The 24,060-nt window shown below is 57.0% G+C and carries 17 protein-coding genes and 1 other annotated feature; of the genes, 3 read left to right on the plus strand and 14 right to left on the minus strand.

The features are described from left to right. Positions 1-2: 2 nt before the first annotated feature. From ACFPPD_RS01385 to rpoE, 4 genes are all read right to left on the minus strand, one after another. Positions 3-1,253, minus strand: a complete 1,251-nt coding sequence (locus ACFPPD_RS01385) for a UDP-N-acetylglucosamine 1-carboxyvinyltransferase (RefSeq protein ID WP_209747377.1) — start codon at positions 1,251-1,253, stop codon at positions 3-5. 274 nt (positions 1,254-1,527) lie between these two features. Further along, complete coding sequence (locus ACFPPD_RS01390) at positions 1,528-1,923, minus strand: response regulator (protein WP_378081087.1); 396 nt, start codon at positions 1,921-1,923, stop codon at positions 1,528-1,530. A gap of 182 nt (positions 1,924-2,105) precedes the next feature. Beyond that, positions 2,106-3,710, minus strand: coding sequence for a CTP synthase (locus ACFPPD_RS01395; protein ID WP_209747375.1), 1,605 nt, complete (start codon positions 3,708-3,710; stop codon positions 2,106-2,108). Between the two features lie 288 nt (positions 3,711-3,998). After that, entirely contained in the window at positions 3,999-4,583 is a 585-nt protein-coding gene (gene rpoE / locus ACFPPD_RS01400; protein ID WP_209747373.1) for a DNA-directed RNA polymerase subunit delta, read from the minus strand. A 495-nt stretch (positions 4,584-5,078) separates the two neighbouring features. On the opposite strand from rpoE, the gene ACFPPD_RS01405 reads away from it, so the two are divergent. After that, positions 5,079-6,221 (plus strand): S8 family peptidase, encoded by a 1,143-nt coding sequence (locus tag ACFPPD_RS01405; protein ID WP_209747371.1) that lies wholly within the window; start codon positions 5,079-5,081, stop codon positions 6,219-6,221. Positions 6,222-6,249: 28 nt separating this feature from the next. Here the strand turns inward: ACFPPD_RS01405 and argS (ACFPPD_RS01410) are convergent, their stop codons facing one another. Together argS (ACFPPD_RS01410) and ACFPPD_RS01415 are read right to left on the minus strand one after the other, a co-directional pair. Continuing rightward, positions 6,250-7,926 (minus strand): arginine--tRNA ligase, encoded by a 1,677-nt coding sequence (gene argS / locus ACFPPD_RS01410; protein ID WP_209747369.1) that lies wholly within the window; start codon positions 7,924-7,926, stop codon positions 6,250-6,252. A 300-nt stretch (positions 7,927-8,226) separates the two neighbouring features. After that, on the minus strand, positions 8,227-8,646 hold the full coding sequence (locus ACFPPD_RS01415; protein WP_209747367.1) for a YwiB family protein: 420 nt from the start codon (positions 8,644-8,646) through the stop codon (positions 8,227-8,229). A 122-nt stretch (positions 8,647-8,768) separates the two neighbouring features. Beyond that, positions 8,769-8,993: a binding site (T-box leader), on the plus strand. Between the two features lie 57 nt (positions 8,994-9,050). On the opposite strand from ACFPPD_RS01415, the gene argS (ACFPPD_RS01420) reads away from it, so the two are divergent. Then, complete coding sequence (gene argS / locus ACFPPD_RS01420) at positions 9,051-10,772, plus strand: arginine--tRNA ligase (RefSeq protein WP_209747365.1); 1,722 nt, start codon at positions 9,051-9,053, stop codon at positions 10,770-10,772. A 25-nt stretch (positions 10,773-10,797) separates the two neighbouring features. Here the strand turns inward: argS (ACFPPD_RS01420) and ACFPPD_RS01425 are convergent, their stop codons facing one another. From ACFPPD_RS01425 to speE, 8 genes are all read right to left on the minus strand, one after another. After that, complete coding sequence (locus tag ACFPPD_RS01425) at positions 10,798-12,270, minus strand: glycoside hydrolase family 32 protein (RefSeq protein ID WP_209747424.1); 1,473 nt, start codon at positions 12,268-12,270, stop codon at positions 10,798-10,800. Between the two features lie 41 nt (positions 12,271-12,311). Continuing rightward, on the minus strand, positions 12,312-12,965 hold the full coding sequence (locus ACFPPD_RS01430) for a carbohydrate ABC transporter permease (protein ID WP_378081089.1): 654 nt from the start codon (positions 12,963-12,965) through the stop codon (positions 12,312-12,314). A 188-nt stretch (positions 12,966-13,153) separates the two neighbouring features. After that, complete coding sequence (locus ACFPPD_RS01435) at positions 13,154-14,038, minus strand: carbohydrate ABC transporter permease (RefSeq protein WP_209747361.1); 885 nt, start codon at positions 14,036-14,038, stop codon at positions 13,154-13,156. A gap of 122 nt (positions 14,039-14,160) precedes the next feature. Next, positions 14,161-15,507 carry an ABC transporter substrate-binding protein gene (locus tag ACFPPD_RS01440; protein ID WP_209747359.1) on the minus strand — a complete coding sequence of 449 codons (1,347 nt, stop codon included), beginning with the start codon at positions 15,505-15,507 and terminating at the stop codon, positions 14,161-14,163. A 315-nt stretch (positions 15,508-15,822) separates the two neighbouring features. Continuing rightward, positions 15,823-16,797, minus strand: a complete 975-nt coding sequence (locus ACFPPD_RS01445; protein WP_209747357.1) for a LacI family DNA-binding transcriptional regulator — start codon at positions 16,795-16,797, stop codon at positions 15,823-15,825. A 191-nt stretch (positions 16,798-16,988) separates the two neighbouring features. Continuing rightward, positions 16,989-19,223 carry a methyl-accepting chemotaxis protein gene (locus ACFPPD_RS01450; protein WP_209747355.1) on the minus strand — a complete coding sequence of 745 codons (2,235 nt, stop codon included), beginning with the start codon at positions 19,221-19,223 and terminating at the stop codon, positions 16,989-16,991. A gap of 194 nt (positions 19,224-19,417) precedes the next feature. Then, a complete protein-coding gene (gene speB / locus ACFPPD_RS01455; protein WP_209747353.1) occupies positions 19,418-20,290 on the minus strand; it encodes an agmatinase in 873 nt (290 codons plus the stop codon). Positions 20,291-20,333: 43 nt separating this feature from the next. Further along, positions 20,334-21,161 (minus strand): polyamine aminopropyltransferase, encoded by an 828-nt coding sequence (speE, locus tag ACFPPD_RS01460; RefSeq protein WP_209747422.1) that lies wholly within the window; start codon positions 21,159-21,161, stop codon positions 20,334-20,336. A gap of 300 nt (positions 21,162-21,461) precedes the next feature. Between speE and ACFPPD_RS01465 the strand changes: the two genes are divergently transcribed. Next, a complete protein-coding gene (locus ACFPPD_RS01465; RefSeq protein ID WP_209747351.1) occupies positions 21,462-23,510 on the plus strand; it encodes a transglycosylase domain-containing protein in 2,049 nt (682 codons plus the stop codon). Positions 23,511-24,060 lie beyond the last annotated feature (550 nt).

Below are 24,060 nucleotides of genomic sequence, written 5' to 3' on the forward strand. Positions count from 1 at the left end.
CGTTACCCGTTGCGCCACACTTCCGCGCCCAGGTTGCTCAACTGGGAGACCAAGCGCTCGTAGCCCCTGTCGATGTACTCCACGCCGCCGATCTCGGTCGTTCCGTCTTCCACGGTCAACGCGGCGACGACGAGGGATGCCCCCGCGCGCAGATCCGCCGCGCGGACTTTGGCCGCGTTAAGCCGTCCGCCCTCGATGATGGCGGAACGGCCTTCAACCCGGATTTGCGCGCCCATGCGGGCGAGCTCCGGTACGTGCTTGAACCGGTTGCTGTACACGTAATCCGATAGAACGCTCACGCCTTGCGCCTGCGTCAGCAAGCTCGTCATCGGAGATTGCAGATCCGTCGCGAAGCCCGGATAGACGAGAGCCCTCACGTCCACGGCTTCATACAACGGCTGGCCGACGACGCGGATCGCCTCGTCCATCTCGTACACGTGTACGCCCATCTCTTGAAGCTTAGCCGTCAAAGCTTCCAAATGCTTAGGAATGATATTATCGATAAGGACGTCGCCGCGGGTTGCCGCGGCGGCAATCATGTATGTTCCGGCTTGAATGCGGTCGGGAATGATCGAATGCCTGCAACCGTGCATCTCCGATACGCCTTCGATGCGGATCGTCTCGGTGCCGGCTCCTTTGATCTTCGCTCCCATCGCGTTGAGCAGCGTGGCTACGTCGATGATCTCGGGCTCTTTCGCCGCGTTCTCGATCAAGGTCAATCCCTTCGCCCTGGAGGCGGCTAACATAATGTTAATCGTCGCTCCGACGCTTACGACGTCCAAATAAATTTTGGCGCCCCTTAATTCTTTCGCGCGGATCCGAATGGAGCCGTGTTCGTTGGTCACTTCCGCTCCCAAGGCTTCGAAGCCTTTGATATGCTGGTCGATCGGACGAGGCTCGAAGTTGCATCCGCCCGGCAAGCCGATCGTCGCTTCGCCGAATCTGCCCAGCAACGCTCCCATTAAATAATAGGAAGCCCGGAGCAGCTTGACTCTTCCGTTGGGCATCGGCACCGACCTCATCGCGGACGGCTCTATCGTCATCGTATCGTTCTCCCAGCTTACCTTGCCGCCCAGTTCTTCCAGCAATTCCGCGTACACGGCCACGTCGCTCAGTTGAGGCAGGTTGTCCAATCTGACTTCCGTCTCTGCCAATATCGCTGCGGGTATAAGAGCAACCGCGCTGTTCTTAGCGCCGCTGATGCCGACCGTTCCCCTGAGCGGCCGCCCTCCCCGTACCATCAGTTTTTCCATGAATGCGGTATTCCTCCTCGTGTAGTTGTCGATGAGGAATCACCGACACATGAAGGAACGGGAAAACGCCTAATAGACGTTTTCCCGCAATGATAATTTCGATCGTTTGGACTTCATAACGTCATGAATAACGATAAGAATCGAATGATTCGCCGCGGCTTCGTAGGCGATCGCCGCAGGATCATTTGCTATTATAACACAAAATGACTTGACGAAGTAAACCGGGCCATTTCCCCCGCTTCGTCCGTGCTTCCCGATGTTATCGGGATCCCGGTTACGACCCCGTCGCGAAACGCGACGCCGAGCCTTCGCTCAGTTGCATGTTCACGACCAGTCTCATCTCGTCGATGTCGAACGGCTTCGTGAAATGCATGAGCGCGCCGAGGTCGGTCGCTTCCTTGATCATGTCGAGTTCTCCATAGGCGGTCATCATGATCACCTTGATGTCGCGGTCGTATTCCTTGATTTGTTTCAGGATTTCCAAGCCGTCCATGCCGGGGATCTTCATGTCGAGCAGTACCAGATCGGGACGGTGGTTGCGCACGATGTCCAACGCCGCTCTCCCGTTGGCGGCCTGAAACGTATCGTACCCTTCGGTCGCGAATACTTCCAAAAGCAAAATGCGGATGCCTACTTGATCGTCTACGATTAACAATTTCTTCTTCTCCAAGAGCTCATCCCCCATATTCACCAATGTAGCCTAATTCGTGACCGAACCGCGAAATCCTTCTCCAGCTGTTAAATTTATGAAGAGTGACTGAAATATCCATTCGCCCGTCCGCGCGGAATTGACCTCCGCATCAACGACAAAAAAACGTTCCGGCCGATAAAGGCCGGAACGGCTTGTAGGTCTTATTGTTCCGAACGGCTCAGGGCCGCTTTGACGAACTCGCGGAACAGCGGCTGCGGACGGTTCGGGCGGGACGTGAATTCCGGATGGAACTGAACGGCCAGGAACCAAGGGTGGTCGGGAAGCTCGATCATCTCGACGAGACGGCCGTCCGGCGACGTGCCGGAAATGCGCAGACCCGCCGATTCGATGCGCTCGCGGTATTCGTTGTTGAACTCGTACCGGTGACGATGGCGCTCGTAGACGAGCTCGTCTCCGTAACATTGGGCCGCCAAGCTTCCCGGCACGAGCTTGCATGGATACAGGCCGAGACGCATCGTGCCGCCGAGGTCTTCGATGTCCTTCTGCTCGGGCAGAAGATCGATGACCGGGAACGGCGTCGCCGGGTGGATCTCGGAGCTGTTCGCGCCGTCGAGTCCCGCCATGCCGCGAGCGTATTCGATGACCGCGACTTGCATGCCGAGGCAGATGCCGAAGAACGGCGTACCCGACTCGCGCGCGTAGCGGATCGCGGTGATCTTGCCCTCGATGCCGCGATCTCCGAAGCCGCCCGGCACGAGGATGCCGTGCACGCCGCCGAGCAGCTCGTTCACGTTGTCCGGCGTTACTTCTTCCGCGTTAACCCAACGGATTTCGACTTCGGAATCCGCGTCGATGCCCGCGTGGGCTAGCGATTCGACGATGCTGAGGTAAGCGTCGTGGAGAGCGACGTATTTGCCGACGATCGCGATTTCCGTCGTTTTCTTGAGCGACTTGACGCGGCTGACGAGAGCTTCCCATTCTTTCATGTCCGGAGGTCCGACTTGCAGGTTCAAATGCTTAACGACGTATTCGTCCAAGCCTTCCGCGCGCAAGTTCAGCGGCACTTCGTACAGCGTCGAGGCGTCGCGGCATTCGACGACCGCGTTGGCGTCGATGTCGCAGAACAGCGCGATCTTGCGCTTCATGTCTTCCGCGAGCGGATATTCCGTGCGGCAGACGATCACGTTAGGCTGGATGCCGATGCTGCGCAATTCTTTGACGCTATGTTGGGTCGGCTTCGTCTTCACTTCGCCGGCCGCTTTAATGTAAGGAATGAGCGTAACGTGGACGTACATGACATTCTCGCGGCCGATGTCGCTCTTGATTTGGCGAATCGCCTCCAAGAACGGCAAGCTTTCGATGTCGCCGACCGTGCCCCCGATCTCGGTGATGACGACGTCCGAGCCCGCTTCCTTGCCCGCTCGGAAGACACGATCCTTGATCTCGTTCGTGATGTGGGGGATCACTTGAACGGTGCCGCCGAGGTATTCTCCCCGACGCTCCTTGCTAATGACGGTCGAGTAAATTTTACCCGTCGTCACGTTGCTGTTCTTCGAAAGATTAATGTCGATGAAGCGCTCGTAATGACCGAGATCGAGATCCGTTTCCGCGCCGTCGTCGGTCACGAACACTTCGCCGTGTTGATACGGGCTCATCGTTCCCGGATCGACGTTAATGTATGGATCGAACTTCTGAATCGTTACTTTGAGACCTCGGTTTTTGAGCAAACGCCCCAAAGACGCCGCTGTAATGCCTTTGCCCAGCGATGATACGACACCGCCCGTTACGAAAATGTATTTGGTCACTCTGAACGAAACCTCCCGCCGCATGCCCTATCGGCATCCTCATTATCGTTACCCATTTTGCGCCTTGAATTGACTGAAACTTGGTGAAAAAAAGAAAAAAAGCGACACCCAATAAATGGGGGCACTTTTCTAATTCGTGCTATGGAAAAGCTCACTTCTAAAGCCCAAGCATAAGTTTAACGTGTCGAAATGTCGGTGTCAAGCAAAAACGCCTCCGGCTTTTTGACTAAGCCGAAGGCGTTATTGTGAAGTTGCAAACGGCTTTCTGCAGCCGCCGAATAGCCGGGATCAATTATCGTCGTCGTCTTCCTCTTCGGCCGACTCGTCATCCTCGTCTTCTTCGAAATCGTCGTCTTCGCCTTTTTCCTCGGCCAAGTCTTCTTCGAGTTCGGTGTCTTCCTCTTCGTCGATGAGGGTTTCTTCGTCGGCTTCCGCCGCCTCTTCGCCTTCCTCGAACACTTCTTCGCGATCTTCGTCGAACAGATCGTAAGTCTCGTCGTCCGCGGAAGCGACGTCCTCTTCTTCGCCGTACAGATCGTCGTCCTCGTCGTCCTCGTCATTGATGATACGCGGACGCTTGCCGCCAGCGTTCATCGGATCGTCGGAACGCTCGACAGGGTACCAACGCTTCAAGCCCCAGACGTTGCCGCCGACGCAGGCGAAACGTCCGTCGATGTTGATCTCCGTGTAGAGCTGGGCGATGACGTCGGTTACTTGGCTTTCGGACAAGCCGCGCATCTTGGCGATCTCCATCATCAGATCCCTGTAGTAAAACGGGGTGTTCGCACTCTTCAGTAATTCGTAGGCCAGATCGACCATCGGCATCTCGCGAATTTTCTCGGAGTCGATTTTCAGCACGTAATCGGCGCTCACGTGTCTTCCATCCTCTCTGTATGTGAACCGGCAAGCAAACACGCCTTCGGCGTCCACCGGACGCAGAAGAAGCTTTGCGGAGGTCATTCGGATAACGAATGACTAACCTTCACGTAGATTATCAACCTTTAGTAAACCGTATTTCGTATAAAATTGCAAGTCGCCCAAGCAAAACGGTCCCGACCGTTTCGAGTCCGCGAAAAAGCGAAGGCGCGTCCGATCGGGACGTCACCTTCGCTTTTCGACTGTATCCCTTCCCGGCCGCTCCGCGGGCGGAGGAACCGGCATGACCGAGAGTCTCGCCGGGGAAACTCTCCATTTATCGTATGTCGGCGAATGGGAAATGACACGGAACGGCGCCTATTTCCAGTCAAAAAAGGCCGCTTTCCCAAGCTTTTACCGCGGCTCGTTCATACAGTAGAGAACACGGCACGACGGCACTTCTCTTTCCCCTAAGTCGCCCATGCCGCACATTCGTCCGGGAGGGAAGCCGAGATGGACGCTAGCGATATCGCGGAGTGGCTCCGCACCTCTTCCCGCCCCGCCGGCAAACGCGGGCGCAGGAGCATCCTGCGATTCTGGGACCCCGATGATTACGTCCGCTTCTTGAACGCGCTGCGAACGAATCCGTCCGGCGCGGAAAGCGGATTTCCAAGAGGCGTCCGCAAGCTCAGCCTGATCCGGGCCATCAGTTGCTGGGCCGGATCGCGAGAGTTGCCCCCCTCGTTGGCGGGCAGAGCTTACTGGGAAGAAGATTGCCGCGTCAGAGTCTCGGCCTTGCCCAAGGGCGCGATCGTCACCGACAAAGGCATCCCCTGGGGCGTCAAACACATTCAAGCCCCGCTGGCTTGGAGCCGAACGACCGGCTACAGGGTCAAAGTCGGCGTTATCGACACCGGCGTCGACTTCGAGCATCCCGACTTGCACCACTCGCTGGAGAGGGGCATCAATCTCCTCCAGCGGATGACGCTGCCCCAGGACGATAACGGTCACGGTACCCATATCGCGGGAACGATCGCCGCGGCCAACGAGTTGCAGGGCATGATCGGCGTCGCGCCACGTTCTACGATTTACCCGATCAAGGCGTTCGACCATAACGGAAGCGCGTACGTATCGGACATCATTCTCGGCATCGAATGGTGCGTGCGCAATCAGATCGACGTCGTCAACATGAGCTTCGGCATGAAAACGAGAAGCAAGTCGCTGTTGAACGCCGTCAGCACCGCCTACCGCGCAGGCACTCTCATCGTTGCCTCTTCCGGCAACGACGGCCGCATCGGGGATATCGATTATCCCGCCCGTTACGGACAGACGATCGCGGTCGGCGCGACGAACCAGAAAAACCGGATCGCCTCCTTCACGAACAGAAGCGGCCTCGTCGACGTCTATGCGCCGGGAGACCGCATCGTCTCCGCATGGCTCAAGGGCAAGCATCGCGAAATGAGCGGCACCTCGATGGCCACCTCTCACGTGACGGGCGCCATCGCCCTACTGCTGGCCATGAAGCCGGAATTGAAACCGGACCAGATCAAGGCGCTTATCCAATCGTCCGCCACGCCCCTGAAAAACGGCAAAGCTCTCCGGACGGCCGGAGAGCTGAACGTGGTGCGATTGTTGAAAGCGGCCGAACAATTGTAGCCGTCGGCCGGCGCAACGGCGCTGCGGCTTACATCTTGTCGGGAGCGGAGACGCCGACGAGCGCGAGCGCGCGGGCGATCGTGACCCGCACGGCGGCGAGCAGCTGCAGGCGGGCTTGGCTTTGCTCCGCGTCCTCGGTAATGACGCGTTCCGCTTTGTAGTAGCTATGGAACTGCGAGGCGAGCTCGTACACGTATCGGATGATCGAGTGAGGCGCGTAGATGCGCGCGGCTTCCGCGATCGTCTCGGGCAGTTCGCCGATTTTGCGAATGAGATCGTATTCTTGCTCCGCGTTCAGCTTGGAGAGGTCGACGTCCTTCCACGGCTTGACCGCGATGCCTTGCTCCTCCGCCTGGCGGAAAATGCTGCAAATGCGCGCATGGGCGTACTGCACGTAAAATACCGGATTTTCGTTCGATTTCGACACCGCGAGATCCATGTCGAAGTCCAAGTGCGAATCCATGCTCCGCATCGAGAAGAAGTAGCGAATCGCGTCGACGCCCACTTCGTCCATGAGATCTTCCATCGTTACCGCTTTGCCGGTTCGCTTGGACATCTTCACTTTCTCGCCGTCTTGGAACAGGCTGACCATCTGGGCGATCAGCACCGTCAGCTTGTCCGGATCGTTGCCCAGCGCCGCCATCGCCGCTTTCATGCGCGGAATGTAGCCGTGGTGGTCCGCGCCCCAGATGTTGATCATCTGGTCGTAACCGCGTTTGTACTTATCCATATGGTAAGCCGCGTCCGGCGTCAGGTACGTGTAGCTGCCGTCGTTCTTGACGAGCACGCGGTCTTTGTCGTCGCCGAACGTCATGGAAGCGAGCCATACGGCTCCGTCCTGTTCGTAGACGTGGCCTTGCGCCCTTAACGCGGCGAGCGCTTCGGTCACTTTGTCGTTCTCGTACAGCGAAGTTTCGCTATACCATTCGTCGAAGCGGACGCCGAACCGTTCCAGGTCGCGTTTGATTTTCGCGAGTTCCTTCTCCAGTCCGTAAGACCGGAAGTAAACGAAACGTTCTTCCTCGCCTAGGGAAAGAAGCTTGTCCCCCTGCTCGTCCGCCAGTTCCTTCGCGAATCCGACGATGTCTTCGCCGAAGTAGCCGTCTTCCGGCATCTCGGCGTCTTGCCCGAGCACCTGACGGTAGCGGGATTCGATCGACCGGGCGAGGTTATTGACCTGGTTGCCCGCGTCGTTGATATAGTATTCTCTCGTGACGTCGTAACCGGCGGCGGCCAGCACGTTGCACAGCGCGTCGCCTACGGCCGCGCCGCGGGCGTGGCCCAAGTGAAGGCTTCCCGTCGGGTTCGCGCTCACGAACTCGATCTGTACCCTCTTTCCTTGGCCGGCGTCGACGTTGCCGTACTCGCCGCCCCGGCCGATCGCTTCGCCGATGACCGGATACAGGTAGCTCTTGTCCAACCGGAAGTTAATGAATCCCGGTCCCGCGATTTCGGCGGAAAGGATCGAAGCCCGTCCGGCTTCCAGGTTGCCGATGATCGCTTCCGCGATCTGGCGCGGGTTCTTCTTCGCGAGCTTCGTCAGCTGCATCGCCAGGTTCGTCGCCAAATCTCCGTGCGTTTTGTCCTTCGGCACTTCCAGGACGATCGCCGGCAGCTCGTCCCTCGATGACGCGAGCCCCGCCGCGAGCGCCGCGTCCGCTAGCGCCTCCTTCACCGATGTTTGCAATTGTTCCAATGCGTTCATGGCTTTCGTTCCTCCCGAATATCAAACCTTAAGGCTGTGTTCCACTCTGTTGTGGCTTAATGACAGACAAATGAACTGTAAAACATGCAGTTATTTCGGCTAAAAATCAGATATCTGGTAAAATAGATGTAATACATACATTAATTTCACCAGATTCATCCTGCATCAGTTGAAATCCGCAAAATGAAGTGCACTTTTGCATATAATTCATGCAAAGGCCTTACCGCGTATCTTTTTTCATGCACATTTTACAGTTAAATATTCCAACTACGTTGTTTCTAAGCAACATTCACGCTGAACTCAGCCAACCTTAATGTCGAGACGGATACGGAAGCTTCCGGCCGACTGATCATGCATGAGCAATTCGTATTCCCATTCCACGTAACCGCCGGCCTCCGACAATTCGGATGCCAGCATGGACGTACGCGCCCGTACGTCGTGAGCGCCGTAAGGCGTCGTCATTTCACCCGGCACGGCTTCTTCCCCCAGGCGGAAAACCTGCTCGTAGTCGACCGTTCCCCTGCGCCTGAGCCTGAGCTCCCCGTCGCGGACGAACAACGTGTTGTTCGTCTCCGCCCCGCTTTCGTCGGGCGGTTCCTTGTACGTCAGCGCCCAACCCGCGGCCAGGCGGAACAGCTCGCCAGGCAATCCGGCAAGGTCCGTCTCGCCGTCCTGCTGCCGGCTGCGGAACCCGACGGTTACGCTCCGTTTGTCCGGCATCTTTCCCTCTCCTTGCGCCTCGTTACTCTTGTTACTACTATATACACATCGCCCGATCAATTCAAATACGAAATCGGGGCTTGAATAAGGATGGACGGCGCGGCTATAATGAGTAAAATAAATGATCGACGATGAACGAGAGAGTAACCGAGCCATTCTCGAACGCAGCGAGCCGGGACAGTGGAAGCCGGCGCGAGAACTCGGCGAACCGCACTCGGGAGTCGGTTTCCCGAACAAACGACGAAGTAGGGAAACCCGGCGGCACGCCGTTAACGGGCATACGAGTGGGTTCCGCGCGGGCGGAACGCCATAAGAGTGGTACCGCGGATTCATCCTCCGTCTCTTAACGAGACGGGGGATTTTTGCATTTCACTGACTTTATTCGATTAGGGAGGTTGGGAAACATGTTGACGACAATCGCCGCGTCCATCATCGCTCCGTCGTTGCCCGCGGAAGCGGACATGACGGAAGCAAAGCTTACCGGCATGCTGGAAGTCCCCCCGCAGAGGGAAATGGGCGACGTCTCGTTGCCTTGCTTTACGTTCTCGAAGCTTCTTCGGCAATCGCCGCAGAAGCTCGCGGAGCAGTTCGCGGACGCGATCAACGGCATAGTCGGCCGAGATGGCGAAGTGCGGGCCGCGGCGCTGGGCGGCTATCTGAACTTGACGTTCGGCGGAGCGCACTGGAAAAGCGACATCGTCGGCGCCGCCCTGGCCGAGGACTACGGACGGTCGCGCCTTGGCGAAGGGAAACGCGTCGTTATCGACATGTCTTCCCCCAACATCGCCAAGCCGCTCGGCATCGGCCATCTGCGCTCGACGATGATCGGCAACGCGCTGGCGAACCTGTACGCGGCGACGGGACACGAGGTTGTCAAAGTCAACCATCTGGGCGACTGGGGCACGCAGTTCGGCAAGCTGATCGTCGCGTACCGGAGATGGGGCGACACGGACGCTTTACGGAACGAGCCGATCGCCGAAAGCTTGCGGTTATACGTTCGGTTCCACGAAGAGAGCGAACGCGAGCCGGCGTTGCAAGATGAAGCGCGCGAGGCTTTCGCGCTTCTCGAGCGCGGCGACGAGGAAACGCACGAGCTGTGGCGGTTCTTCGTGGACGAGAGCATGAAGGAATTCCATCGGGTGTACGACCGGCTCAGCGTATCGTTCGACCATTACACGGGAGAAAGCTTCTATAATGACCGGATCGACGCCGTCGTTCGGGAACTGGAAGCTTCGGGATTGCTGGAGGAAAGCGACGGCGCCAAGGTCGTCCGCTTGGAGGAGCTCGGACTGCCGCCATGCCTCATCTTGAAGAAGGACGGTTCGACGATCTACCCGGTTCGGGATCTCGCCACGGCGATCTATCGGAAACGGGAGCTCGGAGCCGATGAAATGTTGTACGTCGTCGGCGCGGAACAAAGCTTGCACTTCCAGCAAGTGTTCGCCGTGCTCGGCAAGCTGGGGCATTCTTGGGCGGCTTCGTGCCGGCACGTGCCGTTCGGCCTCATGACGGTCAACGGCAAGAAGATGTCGACGCGCAGAGGCAAGGTCGTGTTTCTCGAGGACGTGCTCGACGAAGCCGTCGAACGCGCGCTCGCTATTATTGAAGAGAAAAGTCCCTCGTTGCCGAACAAAAAGAAAGTCTCCGAAGCGGTCGGCGTCGGCGCCGTCATCTTCGGAGACTTGAAGCACAACCGGCAGCTATCCGTCGACTTCAACCTCGAGGATGCCGTCAGCTTCGAAGGGGAAACGGGGCCTTACTTGCAGTACACCCATGCGAGAATATGCAGCTTGCTCGGGAAAGGCGATTATTCGGCTTTGCGCGCGAAATATCCGATCGACGGCAGCTATCTAGCCGCGGAACCGGCGTGGGAGTGCGTTAAAACGCTATCCCGCTTCGAGGCGGTATTGGCGGAGGCGGTTCGAGACAACGAGCCGTTCGTCGTGGCGAAATACTTGCTCGCGGTCGCCAAATCGTTCAACCGCTTCTACAACGCCGGCAAAATCCTGGCCGAAGGCGCGGACCCGGCGGAAGTCGCGTCGAAGCTCGCTTTGGCGGCCGCCGCCGCGAATGTGCTGAAGAGCGGGCTCGGCTTGCTCGGCATCGCCGCCCCTAGGGAGATGTGAGCGGAATGCCCGCGCGTTCGTCCCGTTAACGGATATCCCATTTCCGAAACGAGACGACGCGGCATGGGCCTTCCGAGAACAGCTTGATTCCTTGCGAGGCTTCTCCTGGGTAGATCCGCGCCGTCATGACGACTTCCCCATCGCCCGCGAACACTTCCACGGAGGACTTGTCGACGAAAATTCGCAAAGCCAGATGCCCGTCGGACAACGGGATCGCCGCCCTTCGCTCGCCCCCGGGACCGATGCCGGAACGGTCCCGGTTCAAGCGAAGGAGTCCGTCCGACGTTCGATAAGAAAGAACGGTTTCTTCCGGTCCGCCGGCTCCTTCCCCGGTTCTCAGCTTCAAGCCGAACGCCGAAGCCCGTCCCGCCTCGAACACGGCGTGCAGCTCGTAACTGTCTCCGAAGGCGTCGATTCCCCGTTCTCCATCAAGCTCGAATTCGGACAAACGGCAAGGATTGCCGCGATAACTTTCGATTTCCTCTACCGGCCGGTAGACGATCCGGCCGTCCTTCAGCAACGCTTCGCGGGGCAGGCTCATCGCTCCCGCCCAACCGTGTCCGTCTCGCTGCGTCGGCATATCCGACTCCCACATGTCCATCCAACCGATGACGATGCGCCGGCCTTTCTCGTCTAATGCCGATTGGGGCGCGTAGAAATCGAAGCCGTGATCCACCTGGGCATAGCGTTCGGGGCGAAACCGGCCCGACGGCAGATCGAACTTTCCCGTAACCGCCATCGTCGAATGCAGGTTGCGGTATTCTTCTCCCTGAGCCGGCATTCGCTGCGGCGAGAGCATAAACACGTCTTTGTCCCCCAACGGGAACAAGTCCGGACATTCCCAATTATCGCCGAACCGGCCGTCGCTTTCCAAGAGCACGTTGACGAACGTCCAACTCTTCAAATCATCGGAGCGGTACAGCAGCACAAGGCCGTTGCCCTTCGCGTCGTTGGAGCCGAGCACGGCGTAGTATTGCCCTTCGCGAACGAATACTTTGGGGTCGCGGAAATCCTTCCGGCTTACTCCCTCCGGCATTCGGTCATAGCCGATGACCGGATTGCCTTCCCATTTCTCAAAGACGACCCCGTCTTCGGAGAAGGCAATCCCCTGCGATTGCTTGTAATCGCGGTCCTTGTCCGGCCCGGTCACCACGTGGCCGGTATACATCAGCGCCAGCTTGCCGTCCTTCGCGATCGCGCTTCCGGAGAAACAGCCGTCCCGGTCGAATTCCGTGTCCGGAGCCAAGGCGACCGGCAGGTATTCCCACTTCACCAGGTCACGGCTGACCGCGTGCCCCCAGTGCATCGGTCCCCAGACCGGCTCGTACGGATGATGCTGATAGAACAAATGATAAAGTCCTTTATATTGAACAAAGCCGTTCGGATCGTTCATCCAGCCAAATTCGCTCATCAGGTGATAATTCAGGCGATAATCCGGACGAAGCTTGTGTTTGTTCTCGCGAATGAATCGATCGGCATCAGAAGTCGTAAGTCGGATAAAGCATCAACCTTTGCATATGATTTGATAATTTCATACCTCTACTTAATTGAACCTTGCGTAACTCCTTGAATGATAAAGCGCTGCGCAAATAGATATACGATCAAGATAGGAAGAACGATTAGTAATACCGCAGGCAAAAACATCTCGTAATTGGTCGCATATGTGCCGTTAAACACTTGGATGGCGAGCGGCAGCGTCAGCTTGTCTTTGCCTGCGTTCTGTAGAATCAAGACGGGCAGCAAAAAGTCGTTCCAAATCCATAGGACGTCCAAAATGAAGATCGTCACGGAGGTCGGCTTCAAAATGGGCAGAACGATTTTGAAAAACGTCTGCCGGCTGTTGCAGCCGTCGATGAGCGCCGCTTCCTCGAGCTCGAGGGGAACGCTCTTGATAAAACCGTGATAAATGAAAACGGCCAACGATGCGCCGAAGCCGATGTACATAAAGATCAAGGTGAGCTGCGGTTGAGCTTGAATCCAACCCAGTTGACGCCCATAGATCGAAACCATGGGGATCATAATCGATTGGAAGGGAATGACCATGGATGACACCATGAAGAAGAAGATAGAGTTGTTCGTCTTGGTGCGATTCCGAACAAAATAATAAGCCGTCATGGCGGAGAACAACAAAATCAACGCGACGCTGGCCGATGTGATAAAGGATGTATTCCAGAGACTTCTGAAGTAATGCATGTCATGAATCGCCGTTTTGAAATTTCCGAAGTGAAAGGAAGTCGGAAAAGCAACAGGCGAATCGATGATTTGAGCATTGGTTTTAAACGCATTAAACAAAAGCAGGATAAAAGGAAAAAAGAAAAAACATAAAGAGATGACAAGCACGGCATACGTCAGAGTTTTTTGAAGATGAGCACGGGCGTGCATTATGCCTCGACCTCCAATTTTTTGCTGAAGTAAACTTGAAGGATCGTTGCCCCCGCGACCACGAAGAAGAGCACGAAAGCCTCGGCCTGTCCCACCCCGTAATCGTAGCTTCGGAAGGCTTTGTTGAATACGTGCATCGAGGCCATGACCGTGCTGCCGAACGGACCGCCTTTCGTCAACGCGAAGTTGACGTCGTAAACCATAAATCCTCTTTGCAGCGTCAGGAAAATCGTAACGATGAACGAAGGAACCATTAAAGGCAGGATCATCCGCCTTAAACGCAGCCAGCTGCCAGCGCCGTCAATGGTAGCCGCCTCCAAAATATCTTTCGGCACGTTCATCAAACCCGCGACGAAAATGACCATCATATAGCCGGCATATTGCCAAACCGACACGATCACGAGCGCCCAAAAGGCCTTATGTTCGTCCCCCAGCCATGTGGTTTGAAAGAGCGCCAATCCGTACTTCTCGCCGAAGTTGATAGCCACGTTGTTGAATACGAACTGCCAGATGAAACCGAGAACCAAGCCGCCAATCAAATTCGGGGTAAAGAAGGCCGTCCTGAAAAAATTCTGACCCCTGGTCCCGGCCGTAACCATATACGCCAAGAAGAAGGCGACCCCATTAACCAACAGCACCATGAAGAACACGTATTGGATCGTCAGCCAAATCGCTTTCCAAAACTCCGCGTCATGAAATACCGCGGCGTAGTTGTCCGTCCCGACGAAAGGCATGCTGGAAGAAATGCCGTCCCATTGAAAAAAGGTCATATAAATCCCGTATATGAACGGAACGAGAACCACGGCGCAAAAGATGAGGATCGTCGGCCCCGTGAAAAGCACTTGATTGCCGAGACGTTTTCCCAGGTTTTTTTCTGAAATCAAAGGTCTCTCCTCCACTCTATCCCTGTTGTGACGCTATTGAAAAGGAAAGTCGATGGAGAAGCGCAAGGGCTTATCCATCGACAAGTGCTCTTTCGGACAGCTTCTATCCCGCGGCAAACCGTTTACTTTACGTTTTTCCAGTAATCCTGAATGTCGGCAGCCAGACCTGCGCGATCGGTTTTATTGACCAGGTACTTCTGCATGGAAGCGCCCAATATTTTCCAGTGATCGCCCGGTACATAGTTGCCTGCAAAAGGAATGGATTTGCCCGCGTTGTTGTATGCCTTGATTGCTTTAGCAAGCGAATCCTTCGGCTCAAGCTGAATGTTCTTGAAAGCGGGAATGATGCTTGCTTTGTTCACCAAGAAATCTTGTCCCGCCTGGTCGTAAACGATCCATTCGAGGAATTTCTTGGCTGCCGCTTGCTGATCTTCCGAGTTTTGCGTTTGGTCGACGATGATTTGTTTGGTAGCGCCGATCGCGATCGCGGAATTCGCTTTGTCGCCGGCATTGTTGCTTACCGGAACCGGGAGGAACCCGAATTCGCCCGTTGCATTCGATTTTTGCAGCTCGGGGAACATCCAGTTACCGTTAAACGTGATTGCGGCTTCGCCTTTCGCTACAACCGCGGCGCTTTGTTCATACGTTACGGCAAGCGGGTCGTTTTTCGCTTTGTTGTACTTTTTCATGACTTCGAAAGTATCCATTAGACCATTAAAAGCTGCGTTGTCCGCCACTTTCTCGCTTCCTGCTTTCAAGCTGTCCAAATATTTGTTCACGTCGCCATCCGGCTGCGTCGCATATGCAATGGCTAGGAAGTGGTTGCCTAAGGACCAGTCCATGCTTCCGATGGATAATGGAGCTACGCCGGAAGCTTCGACTTTCATGAAAAGTTCTTCCAGAGCGGAAGTGGAATTGACCGTAGCCGGGTCGAAAGTACCGCCAACGGCTTTGTCGAGAACGGCTTTGTTATAGATAAAGCCGTAACCTTCGACTGCGAACGGGAAGGCGAGCGTCTTGCCGTCGATTTGGTTGGGCTGGGCCATATCGGCTACCCATTTCTCGCCCGAGAGATCCGCCGCTTTATCTTTGAATTTGGCGATATCGCCGGCATCCAGCATGATCAGTGCCGGCGCCGTTCCGGAAGCGTAAAGGGTAGAAGCCATCTCGACGGGAGATTGGCCGTCGCCGGTAGAGATCACCTCGACCGTAATATTGGGATTCGCTTTCTTGAACTCTCCGGCGGCAGCCTCGATCAGCTTTTGAACGTCGGCTCCTTTGGTGTTCATGAACGTTATTTTGACCGGTTTGTCGGCTGGAGCTTCGCTGCTAGCCGCGCTGCTGGCAGGTGCGCTGCCGGCAGGCGCGCTGCTCGCTTGGTTTTCATTGTTGTTATTCCCGCATGCGGATACAACGATTGCCAATACAAGCATGAGAACTAATGAAGCTGCCCGGTTGAACTTTTTCATGTCATTTCCCCCATAAATTGTTTTTGAATTACCCCTTAGTTTTCCAACAAAGAAAATGCGTTATTCGTTTGCCGTACATCCCCCCTCTACTTGTGCGGGCAATGAGAACGCTGTCATAAAGCATAAACATGAGGCTGCTTTATGCCAGGACTCTTGCATCGGCGAACGCGATAACTTCATCCTCTTTGTGTCAAACGATTGGTATGTCAATCGTTTGACATAATCATATCAGCATAGAATGAAAACGTCAACAATTCACTCCAAAAAGACGAAAAACCCTTACAGCGTAAGGGTTCGCAAGGCTTTTGTCATCCGTCACGTCGTTTCGCGTTCCACCAATTTAACCGGAAGCACGTACTCGCGCCCGATTGTCTCTCCGTCCATCTGCTTGCGAATCAATTCGACGGCCAGCCGTCCCATATCTTCGATCGGCTGCTTGATCGTCGTAAGAGCCGGACTTACCCAAGAAGCGGCGCTGACGTCGTCGTAACCGACGATCCGCATTTGACGCGGGATCTCTTTGCCAAGCTTGCGGCACCATTTGATAACGAAAGAGGCAATGATATCGCTGGTAGCGAACACGCCGTCGATATCCGAATGCTGAGTAAACAACTCCGCCATCAACCGTTCGTATTCTTGCTGATCGAAAACATCCATATTGGTCTGCAAGGTAAGGAACTCGACGCCTTCGGCCCGCACGACCCGCTCGAAAGCAGTCGTTCGAAGGTTTGATAGCATATCCAGATGCAAATTCCCACAAAAATGCGCAATCTTCCGGCAGCCTTTGTCGATCAACAGCCGAGCGGCCATCTCCCCCCCGCTTTCGTTGTCCGAAGCAACGAACGGTATGGCGTCGATTCTTCGATCGATGGTTACGATCGGGTAATTCAGATTCCGATAATCTTCCACTTCCAGCGTATGGCTGCCCATGATGATGCCGTCAACCCGGTTTCGTTTCAGCATCTCGATGTATTCTTTTTCCTTCACCGGATCCAGGCGAGAGTTGCAGAGCAGCACCTTGCAGCCGCTTCGATAAGCGTAATATTCCACATGATTGGCAAGCTCCCCGAAGAAAGGGTGCGACACGTTCGGAATGATCAGACCGATGATATTGGATTGCTTGCGCAGCAAAGAACGGGCGATTTCATTCGGCTGATAGTTCAACATATCCATCGTCTCGAATACTTTTTTCCGCGTCGCCTCGCTAATATATCCCCTATTATTAAGCACCCGGGATACCGTCGTAACGGATAGCCCCGCTTTTAACGCCACGTCATGAATTGTCGGCATAGAAACCACTCTTTCTCCGTCCGGTTAATTCATAACTATAACCGATATTCGGCAGGCGGACAAACCTCGCATTTCCATCCTACGACGATTCTATGCAATCGTTCATGACGACGAAGCGACCGGGCGTCAGGAATCGCGCGCCCTAGCGCGCTCCCTTCTACCCGGTCGCTTCGAATTGCCTACATCCGTTTTTAACGTTTGCCCGTTTCCGTCAACCGGAATTGGCCGACGAGCTGCTGCATGAACGCGGTGATCGCCTCGACGTTGTCCGATGTGTGACGGACGCCGACGATATCCGCGAGAAGCTCCTGCATTCGGCCTTCGACCTCCGTGGAGATGGTCCGGTTCTCGATGCTGACGGTTGCGACTTTCTCCATGAGCACGACGACTTCATCGATGACTTGCGTCTTCAGCGAATCGTCGGCTTTCGCGTCGCCGAGCGTCTCCGTCGCGGCGGCGACGAGCTCTGTGCCCTCGGACACGACTTTCGTCCCCTCGGTGATCGACTCGTACGCCTCCTGAGCGTTGTTCGTGATTTTCTCGACGAAGCCGTGCACTTCCTCCGTCGACTGGCGCGTCATGTCGGCAAGCTTGCGGATCTCTTGCGCGACGACGGCGAAGCCGCGGCCGTGCTCGCCGACTCTAGCCGCCTCGATCGCGGCGTTCAGCGCGAGCAGGTTCGTCTGCGCCGATATTTCCTCGATGACGTTCAACACGCCGCGGATTTCGTTCGCAGTATCGAGGAAGACGCGGATCGTCTTGTTCGTGTCGGCCACGCGCACGGAGATTTCCGACATTTTATCCCCGATGCGCCCGACTTCGCCCTGAGCGACCGTAATTTGCTGCGACGCCTTCTCCTCGAGCATGTGAAGCGTCTGTCGCATCTCGTCCGCCACGTCCTTGGCCACGTCGATATCCTTGAGCTGACGCCGGATGCTTCGGATCATGTCGTGGACCTTGCCGCTCACCCGCTCCGTCGAAGCGGCCGTCGTCAGCGTCGATTCGCTGAGCAGCTGCTGGCTGGAAGACACGTCCTCCGCGGCGAGCTTCACCTTGAGCATGATGCCTTCCATCGAGTCGATCATGTTGTTGATCCATTTCGCCAGCTCGCGGGATTCGTCGTTGTCGAACGTCTTCGTATCGAGCCGCTGGGTCAAGTCGCCTTCGCCCTCGGCGTTGATGCGGATGAAGCGACTGATCTCCCGAATCGGTTCGACGATTCTGCGGTTCGTCCGGCGGTGCACGGCGCCGCTCGCCCAAGCGCCGAACAGCAGGTTCATCGCCAGCGCGCACAGCCCCGTCGCCAGCGGAGACGCCTGCGAAGCGATCAAATATACGAGCGCCGCGCCCGCGATTCCGAGAATTCCGACGAGGAGCGCATGCGGACGAAGCTGCCGGAGGGCGATGCCCCGGATCCGATACACCTCTTCCAGATCCCCTTCGCACATCATCCCCCAGACGTCCGGGCAATGCGGAAGCTGGAACGTAACCCCTTTGCCGATAACGGGAATGTGACGGTAATCCGAATAACCGGGGAATTCCACGAATAGGTTGCTGCCGTTACGAATCGTGTTCGCCACGCCGGGATGCAATTGCCCCGTCGCCGGATCGGTAAACATCAGCTCGAGCTCCGTATGCTCCTTGACCGTCACCATGCCCCAGTCGGTCGTGACGCCGTCCTTCAGGTTCTCTCCGTGCGTGAACGTCCGATCCTCGAATCGGCTGCGCGACAACGCGATGCCCGGGGCGATATCCCGGTTCAAGCCCGGTTTCGCCATGAAAATATAGTTGTCGCCGGAGTCCGGATACACGTGGCCGGATTCCCGCTGAATCAAATCGCCGATGACGTCGTTCGGCACCCGCGCGCACAACGCGCCGGACCATGCGCCGTTCTTGAAGATCGGCTGAATGAAGAGCAACGTCATTTTGTCGTGGAACGGAGACGAACGCGAACCGGTCTCGAGCGTCATCGGGTCGCCGTACGGGCCGAACAGGCACTTGCGCCCTTCGCCCTTTTCCCCGCGCGAATAGTCGAGACCTGCCGATAGCAACGAGCCGGCGCCGTACTCCCGGCCGACATGCGGCGAGTGCGTGGAATAAACGACGATGCCTTGGCCGTCCAGCAAGATCAGCTCGGTCACGTCGGTCGCACGGGCGTACGTCGCGGAGAACAATCTGTGCAGAGCGTCCGTTCCGATGTCGCTTTCTTCGCTGTTGGAGGAACGAGATTGGGAATCGGCCGACTCCATCTGCTCCTTCAGCCGCTCCAGATGCCGCCACTGCTCGGATGTCCAGTCCTTCAGCACTTGGACCCTCGTCTCGGCGATTCCTTCGAAAATGTTTTCAACGTCTTGCTTCAGCTTCGCGTTTAACCGATAAGACCACCACAAAGGCAAACCTTGCTTCCAACCGAGCCAACCGAACATACGCCCACCACCCCATGTCCCTATCGATATCTTTGTCTATGGAAGTTATTGTAACATAGCGCAAACCGGTTGAAATCCATTATTTTCGTATAATTCGATAAAAATCAATAAAATTCGCTCTCATTTGAACGAAAAAGCCCTCGAAAACCGCACGTTCGCGATAATCAAGGGCTATAACGTTCGTTAATGTCCGCTTATTTCACAAAACCGAGAAGCATTTCGCGAATCATCTTGGAAGCGACGATCGGCGTCATCTCCGTCGGGTCGTAGATCGGCGCCACTTCGACGAGGTCGAAGCCGACGACGTTCACGCCGGAACGGGCGATCGCGTGAATCGCTTCGAGCAATTCCTTCGTCGTAATGCCGCCGGCTTCCGTCGTTCCCGTTCCGGGGGCGGCGGACGGGTCGAGCACGTCGATGTCGATCGTCACGTAGACCGGACGGCCCGCAAGCGAAGGAAGCTCTTTCTTCAGCGGCTCCGCCACTTCGAACGGATGGAAGCGGATGCCGGACGTCTGCGCGTAAGTCCAATCTTCCTTGGAGCCGGAACGGATGCCGAACTGGTAAATGTTCTGCGGCCCCATCAGCTCGGCCGCCTTGCGAAGAGGCGTGGAGTGCGACAGCGGCTCTCCCTCGTACTCTTCGCGAAGGTCGGTATGCGCGTCGAAGTGCAGGATCGCGAGATCCGGATATTTCTTGTACACCTTTTGGATGACCGGCCAGCTGACGAGGTGTTCCCCGCCGAGCCCGACCGGAATTTTGCCGTCGGCCAGAACGCCGGCGACGAATTCGCCGATGATGTCGAGGCTCTTCGCCGCGTTGCCGAACGGCAGGAGCAGATCGCCCGCGTCGAAGTATTCGAGATCGACGATGCTGCGGTCGAGGTAGGGGCTATACTCTTCCAGTCCGACGGATGCTTCGCGGATGCGGCCGGGGCCGAACCGGGAACCCGGGCGGAACGATACGGTGTAGTCCATCGGCATGCCGTAGATGACGGCTTTCGAGGACGAGTAGTCTTCGGAGCTGCAGATGAACACGTTGCCGGAATAGGCTTGGGGTAAACGCATGTCGCGGAAATCTCCTTTAGGTCGCTAGTGCTATCGATTTATTTTACTTCGTTAAATCTTCCACGAACTTCGGCAGCGCGAACGCCGCTTTGTGAAGGCGCGGGGAGTAGTATTTGGTGTCGAGCTCCGGAATGGCGCTCTCGTCGACGGCCAGCGGATCGTGTTTCTTGCTGCCCATCGTGAACGTCCAGAGGCCGCTCGGATACGTCGGCACGTTCGCCGTGAAGACGCGCACGAGAGGGAACACTTCCTTGACGTCGCGGTTCACTTGTCGGATCAGGTCGGCTTTGAACCACGGGTTGTCCGTCTGGGCGACGAACAAGCCTTCGTCCTTCAGCGACTCGTAGATGCCTTGGTAGAAGCCGCGCGTGAACAGGTTCACCGCCGGTCCCATCGGCTCCGTCGTATCCGCCATGATGACGTCGTATGTATTTTTGTGATCATGAATGTGCATGAAGCCGTCATTGACGATTACTTCCACGCGAGGATCTTCCAGTTTGCCGGCGATGGAAGGCAGGTACGTCTTGGAATGCTCGATGACTTTGCCGTCGATGTCGACGAGAACGACCTTTTTCACCTTCGGGTGCTTCAGCACTTCGCGCACGACGCCGCCGTCTCCGCCGCCGACGATGAGCACGTGCTCGGGATTCGGGTGAGTGAACAGCGCGGGATGCGCCACCATCTCGTGGTAGACGAATTCGTCCTTTTCCGTCGTCATGACCATGCCGTCCAGCAAGAGCATGTTGCCCCACTCTTCGGTTTCGATCATCGCGAGCTCTTGAAACTCGGTTTGTTCGTGAACGTACGTTTGTTTCGATTTCATCGTGATGCCGTAGTTCTCGGTTTGCTTCTCGGTGAACCACAATTCCATGGAGGACATGGGATCCCTTCTTTCTTCTGCATGTATGCGTATCGTATGGCCTTCGGGCGCACGTTGCATCGTTCGCTTTATTGTACCAAACAACAAGTATTATATAAAAACGTGCCCAAAAAGCAACAACCTTCGGTTTATTAAGGAAGAGAGACGGAGCGACTCGGATCTTACGGAGGCTCCACGCCCCGATTTTCGGTCGTTGAAGAGGGGATAGCCGGGAGCCGTCTTTTCCATACTAATGGAATCTAATCCTTTCCAACAACGACGAACGGCATGAGAGGGAGGCACGCGCGAACGATGGAAAACAACGATCGACAGCCCGCCCCGGTAGCCGTCTCCCCGTGGAGCAAGCTCCGCCGGAGGCTGGGCTGGCTGACCTTGCTGACGCTGATCGCTTGCGCCGGCGCCGGCATCGCGATGCTTCGTTACGGATCCTTGCCATCCGGAGCGACGATGAAATCGACGGAAATCGTCGATTCGGACGGCAACGTCATCGCTTCGCTTCAGAGAGGCATGAACCGCGAGGTCGTTAAGCTGGCCGATATTTCGCCGTGGCTCGTCAAAGCGACGTTGGCGGTCGAGGATCGCCGGTTCTACGAGCACGCGGGCGTCGACTGGAGAGGAATGGCGAGGGCGGCATGGGTCGACGCGAGGCATATGTCCAAGCAGCAAGGAGCGAGCACGCTGACGCAGCAGCTCGCGCGCAATCTTTATTTGACCCACGAGCGCACGTGGAAACGCAAGCTTAAGGAAGCGTGGTACGCCGCCCGCTTAGAGCAGACGTATACGAAAGACGAGATTCTCGAAATGTACTTGAACCAAATCTACTACGGGCACGGCGCGTACGGGGCGGAAGCGGCTTCGAGGCTGTACTTCGGCAAATCGGCGAAGAACCTGACGCTGGCCGAAAGCTCGCTTCTCGCGGGCATTCCGAAAGGACCGCGCTATTACTCCCCTCACCTGCGTCCGGTAGAGTCCCGCGCGCGGCAGAAGACGGTACTCGCGGCTATGGCCGACACGCGCCAGATCTCCCGGAAAGAAGCGGATACGGCGGCCAAATCGCCCGTCGACGTACGGCCGCTGCCCGAGGAAGAGGAGCGAACCGCCCCCTACTTCGTCGACTACGTCAAGAAAACCGCCGTCGAGCAGCTAGGCATCGACGAACGCCTTCTGAACGAGGGGGGCTTGACCATTCGCACGACGCTCGACTCAGGCATGCAGAAGAAGGCCGAGGAAGCCGTCAAGAGCGGCATGAAAGGGGCCAATCAAGCGCTTCAAACCGCCCTCGTGGCCATCGATCCCCGCAACGGCTACATCAAAGCGATGATCGGCGGCCGCAGCTACCGCAGCAATCAGTTTAACCGCGTGTTCGCGCGTACGCGCCAGCCCGGGTCGTCGTTCAAGCCGATCCTGTACGCCGCGGCCTTGGAGAGCGGGACGATTACGCCCGCTACTCGCTTCCGCAGCGAGCCGACGATCTTTTACTTCGATTCGGACCGCGAAATTTACCGGCCGAGCAACTATAACGGAAGATACTTCAACGAGGAGATCGGCCTCCGCCAGGCGATCGCGGCTTCGGACAACATCTACGCCGTCCACGCGATCATGGAGACCGGGCCGAACAACGTTATCGCGATGGCGCGCAGGCTCGGCATCACGTCGTCGCTGAAAGCCGTTCCGTCGCTCGCGCTCGGCACGTTCCCGGTCAGTCCGTTCGAGATGGCTTCCGCCTTCTCGACGTTCGCGAACGAAGGCCGGCGCTCCGAGCCGATCGCGATCACGAGCATCGAAGACAGGGACGGCAACGTGTTATATAAGTCGCGGACGCGCGGCGAGCAGGCCGTCTCCCCGGCTCTCGCCTACGTGACGACGCGCCTGTTGGAGAGCGTGTTCGAGCGCGGCGGCACCGCCCACCGCGTGTCGAACCTGCTGAAGCGGCCGGTCGCCGGCAAGACCGGGACGACCGATTCCGACGCGTGGTTCGTCGGCTATACGCCCGAGCTGGCGACGGCCGCATGGGTCGGCTACGACCGCGGCCGGTCAATCGCTTCGAGCGAAGCCCACCGCGCCGCGCCGATCTTCGCGCAATTCACCGAGACGGCGCTCTCGGCCTCTCCTCCCGCCGACTTCGCCGTGCCCGAAGGCGTCGTCAGCGTGTTCATTGATCCGGCGACGAACGCTCTTGCCACGCCGGATTGCCCGGGCCGCGTGCTGATGACGTTCCTCGCCGGCACGGAGCCGACCGAGACGTGCGCCGTCCACGGCTCGCATGAGGAGGGAGGCGACAAGCCCGGCGACGGCGGGCCTTCGATCTGGCGCAAGTTCCGGAGTTGGGTCGGGATATAGCCTAATTTGAATTGTTCTAGACCTGAACGGGAGAGGCCGGATCCCGGTCAGGTCTTTTTGGCGTGGGGGGACAATCAGATTGTCTTCGTCCAACTAGCGCAACGGCGCGGAACACCGTTATTTCCGCGGAATGAGGGTATTCGAGCAGTTAGCGGCGCAGGACACCGTTATTTCGGCGGAAGGAGGGAATTCGAGCAGTTAGCGGCGCGGGACACCGTTAATTCGGCAGAATGAGGGGAATCGAGCAGTTAGCGGCGCGGGGCACCGTTATTTCCGCGGAATGAGGGAATTCGAACAGTTAGCGGCGCGGGACACCGTTAATTCGGCAGAATGAGGGGAATCGAGCAGTTAGCGGCGCGGAACACCGTTATTTCGGCAGAATGAGGGGAATCGAGCAGTTAGCGGCGCGGGGCACCGTTATTTCGGCGGAATGAGGGGCTACGCGGCAGTTAGCGACGCGGGACACCGTCCTCTCCTTCCCCATCGAGCCCCCGGCCGCGCTTCCCCATCCGGGCGGAATCGGTTAAGATGACGATGGGAGATTTAACCA

Source organism: Cohnella suwonensis, from assembly GCF_042655365.1.
In the GTDB taxonomy this organism is placed as follows: Bacteria; Bacillota; Bacilli; order Paenibacillales; family Paenibacillaceae; genus Cohnella; species Cohnella suwonensis.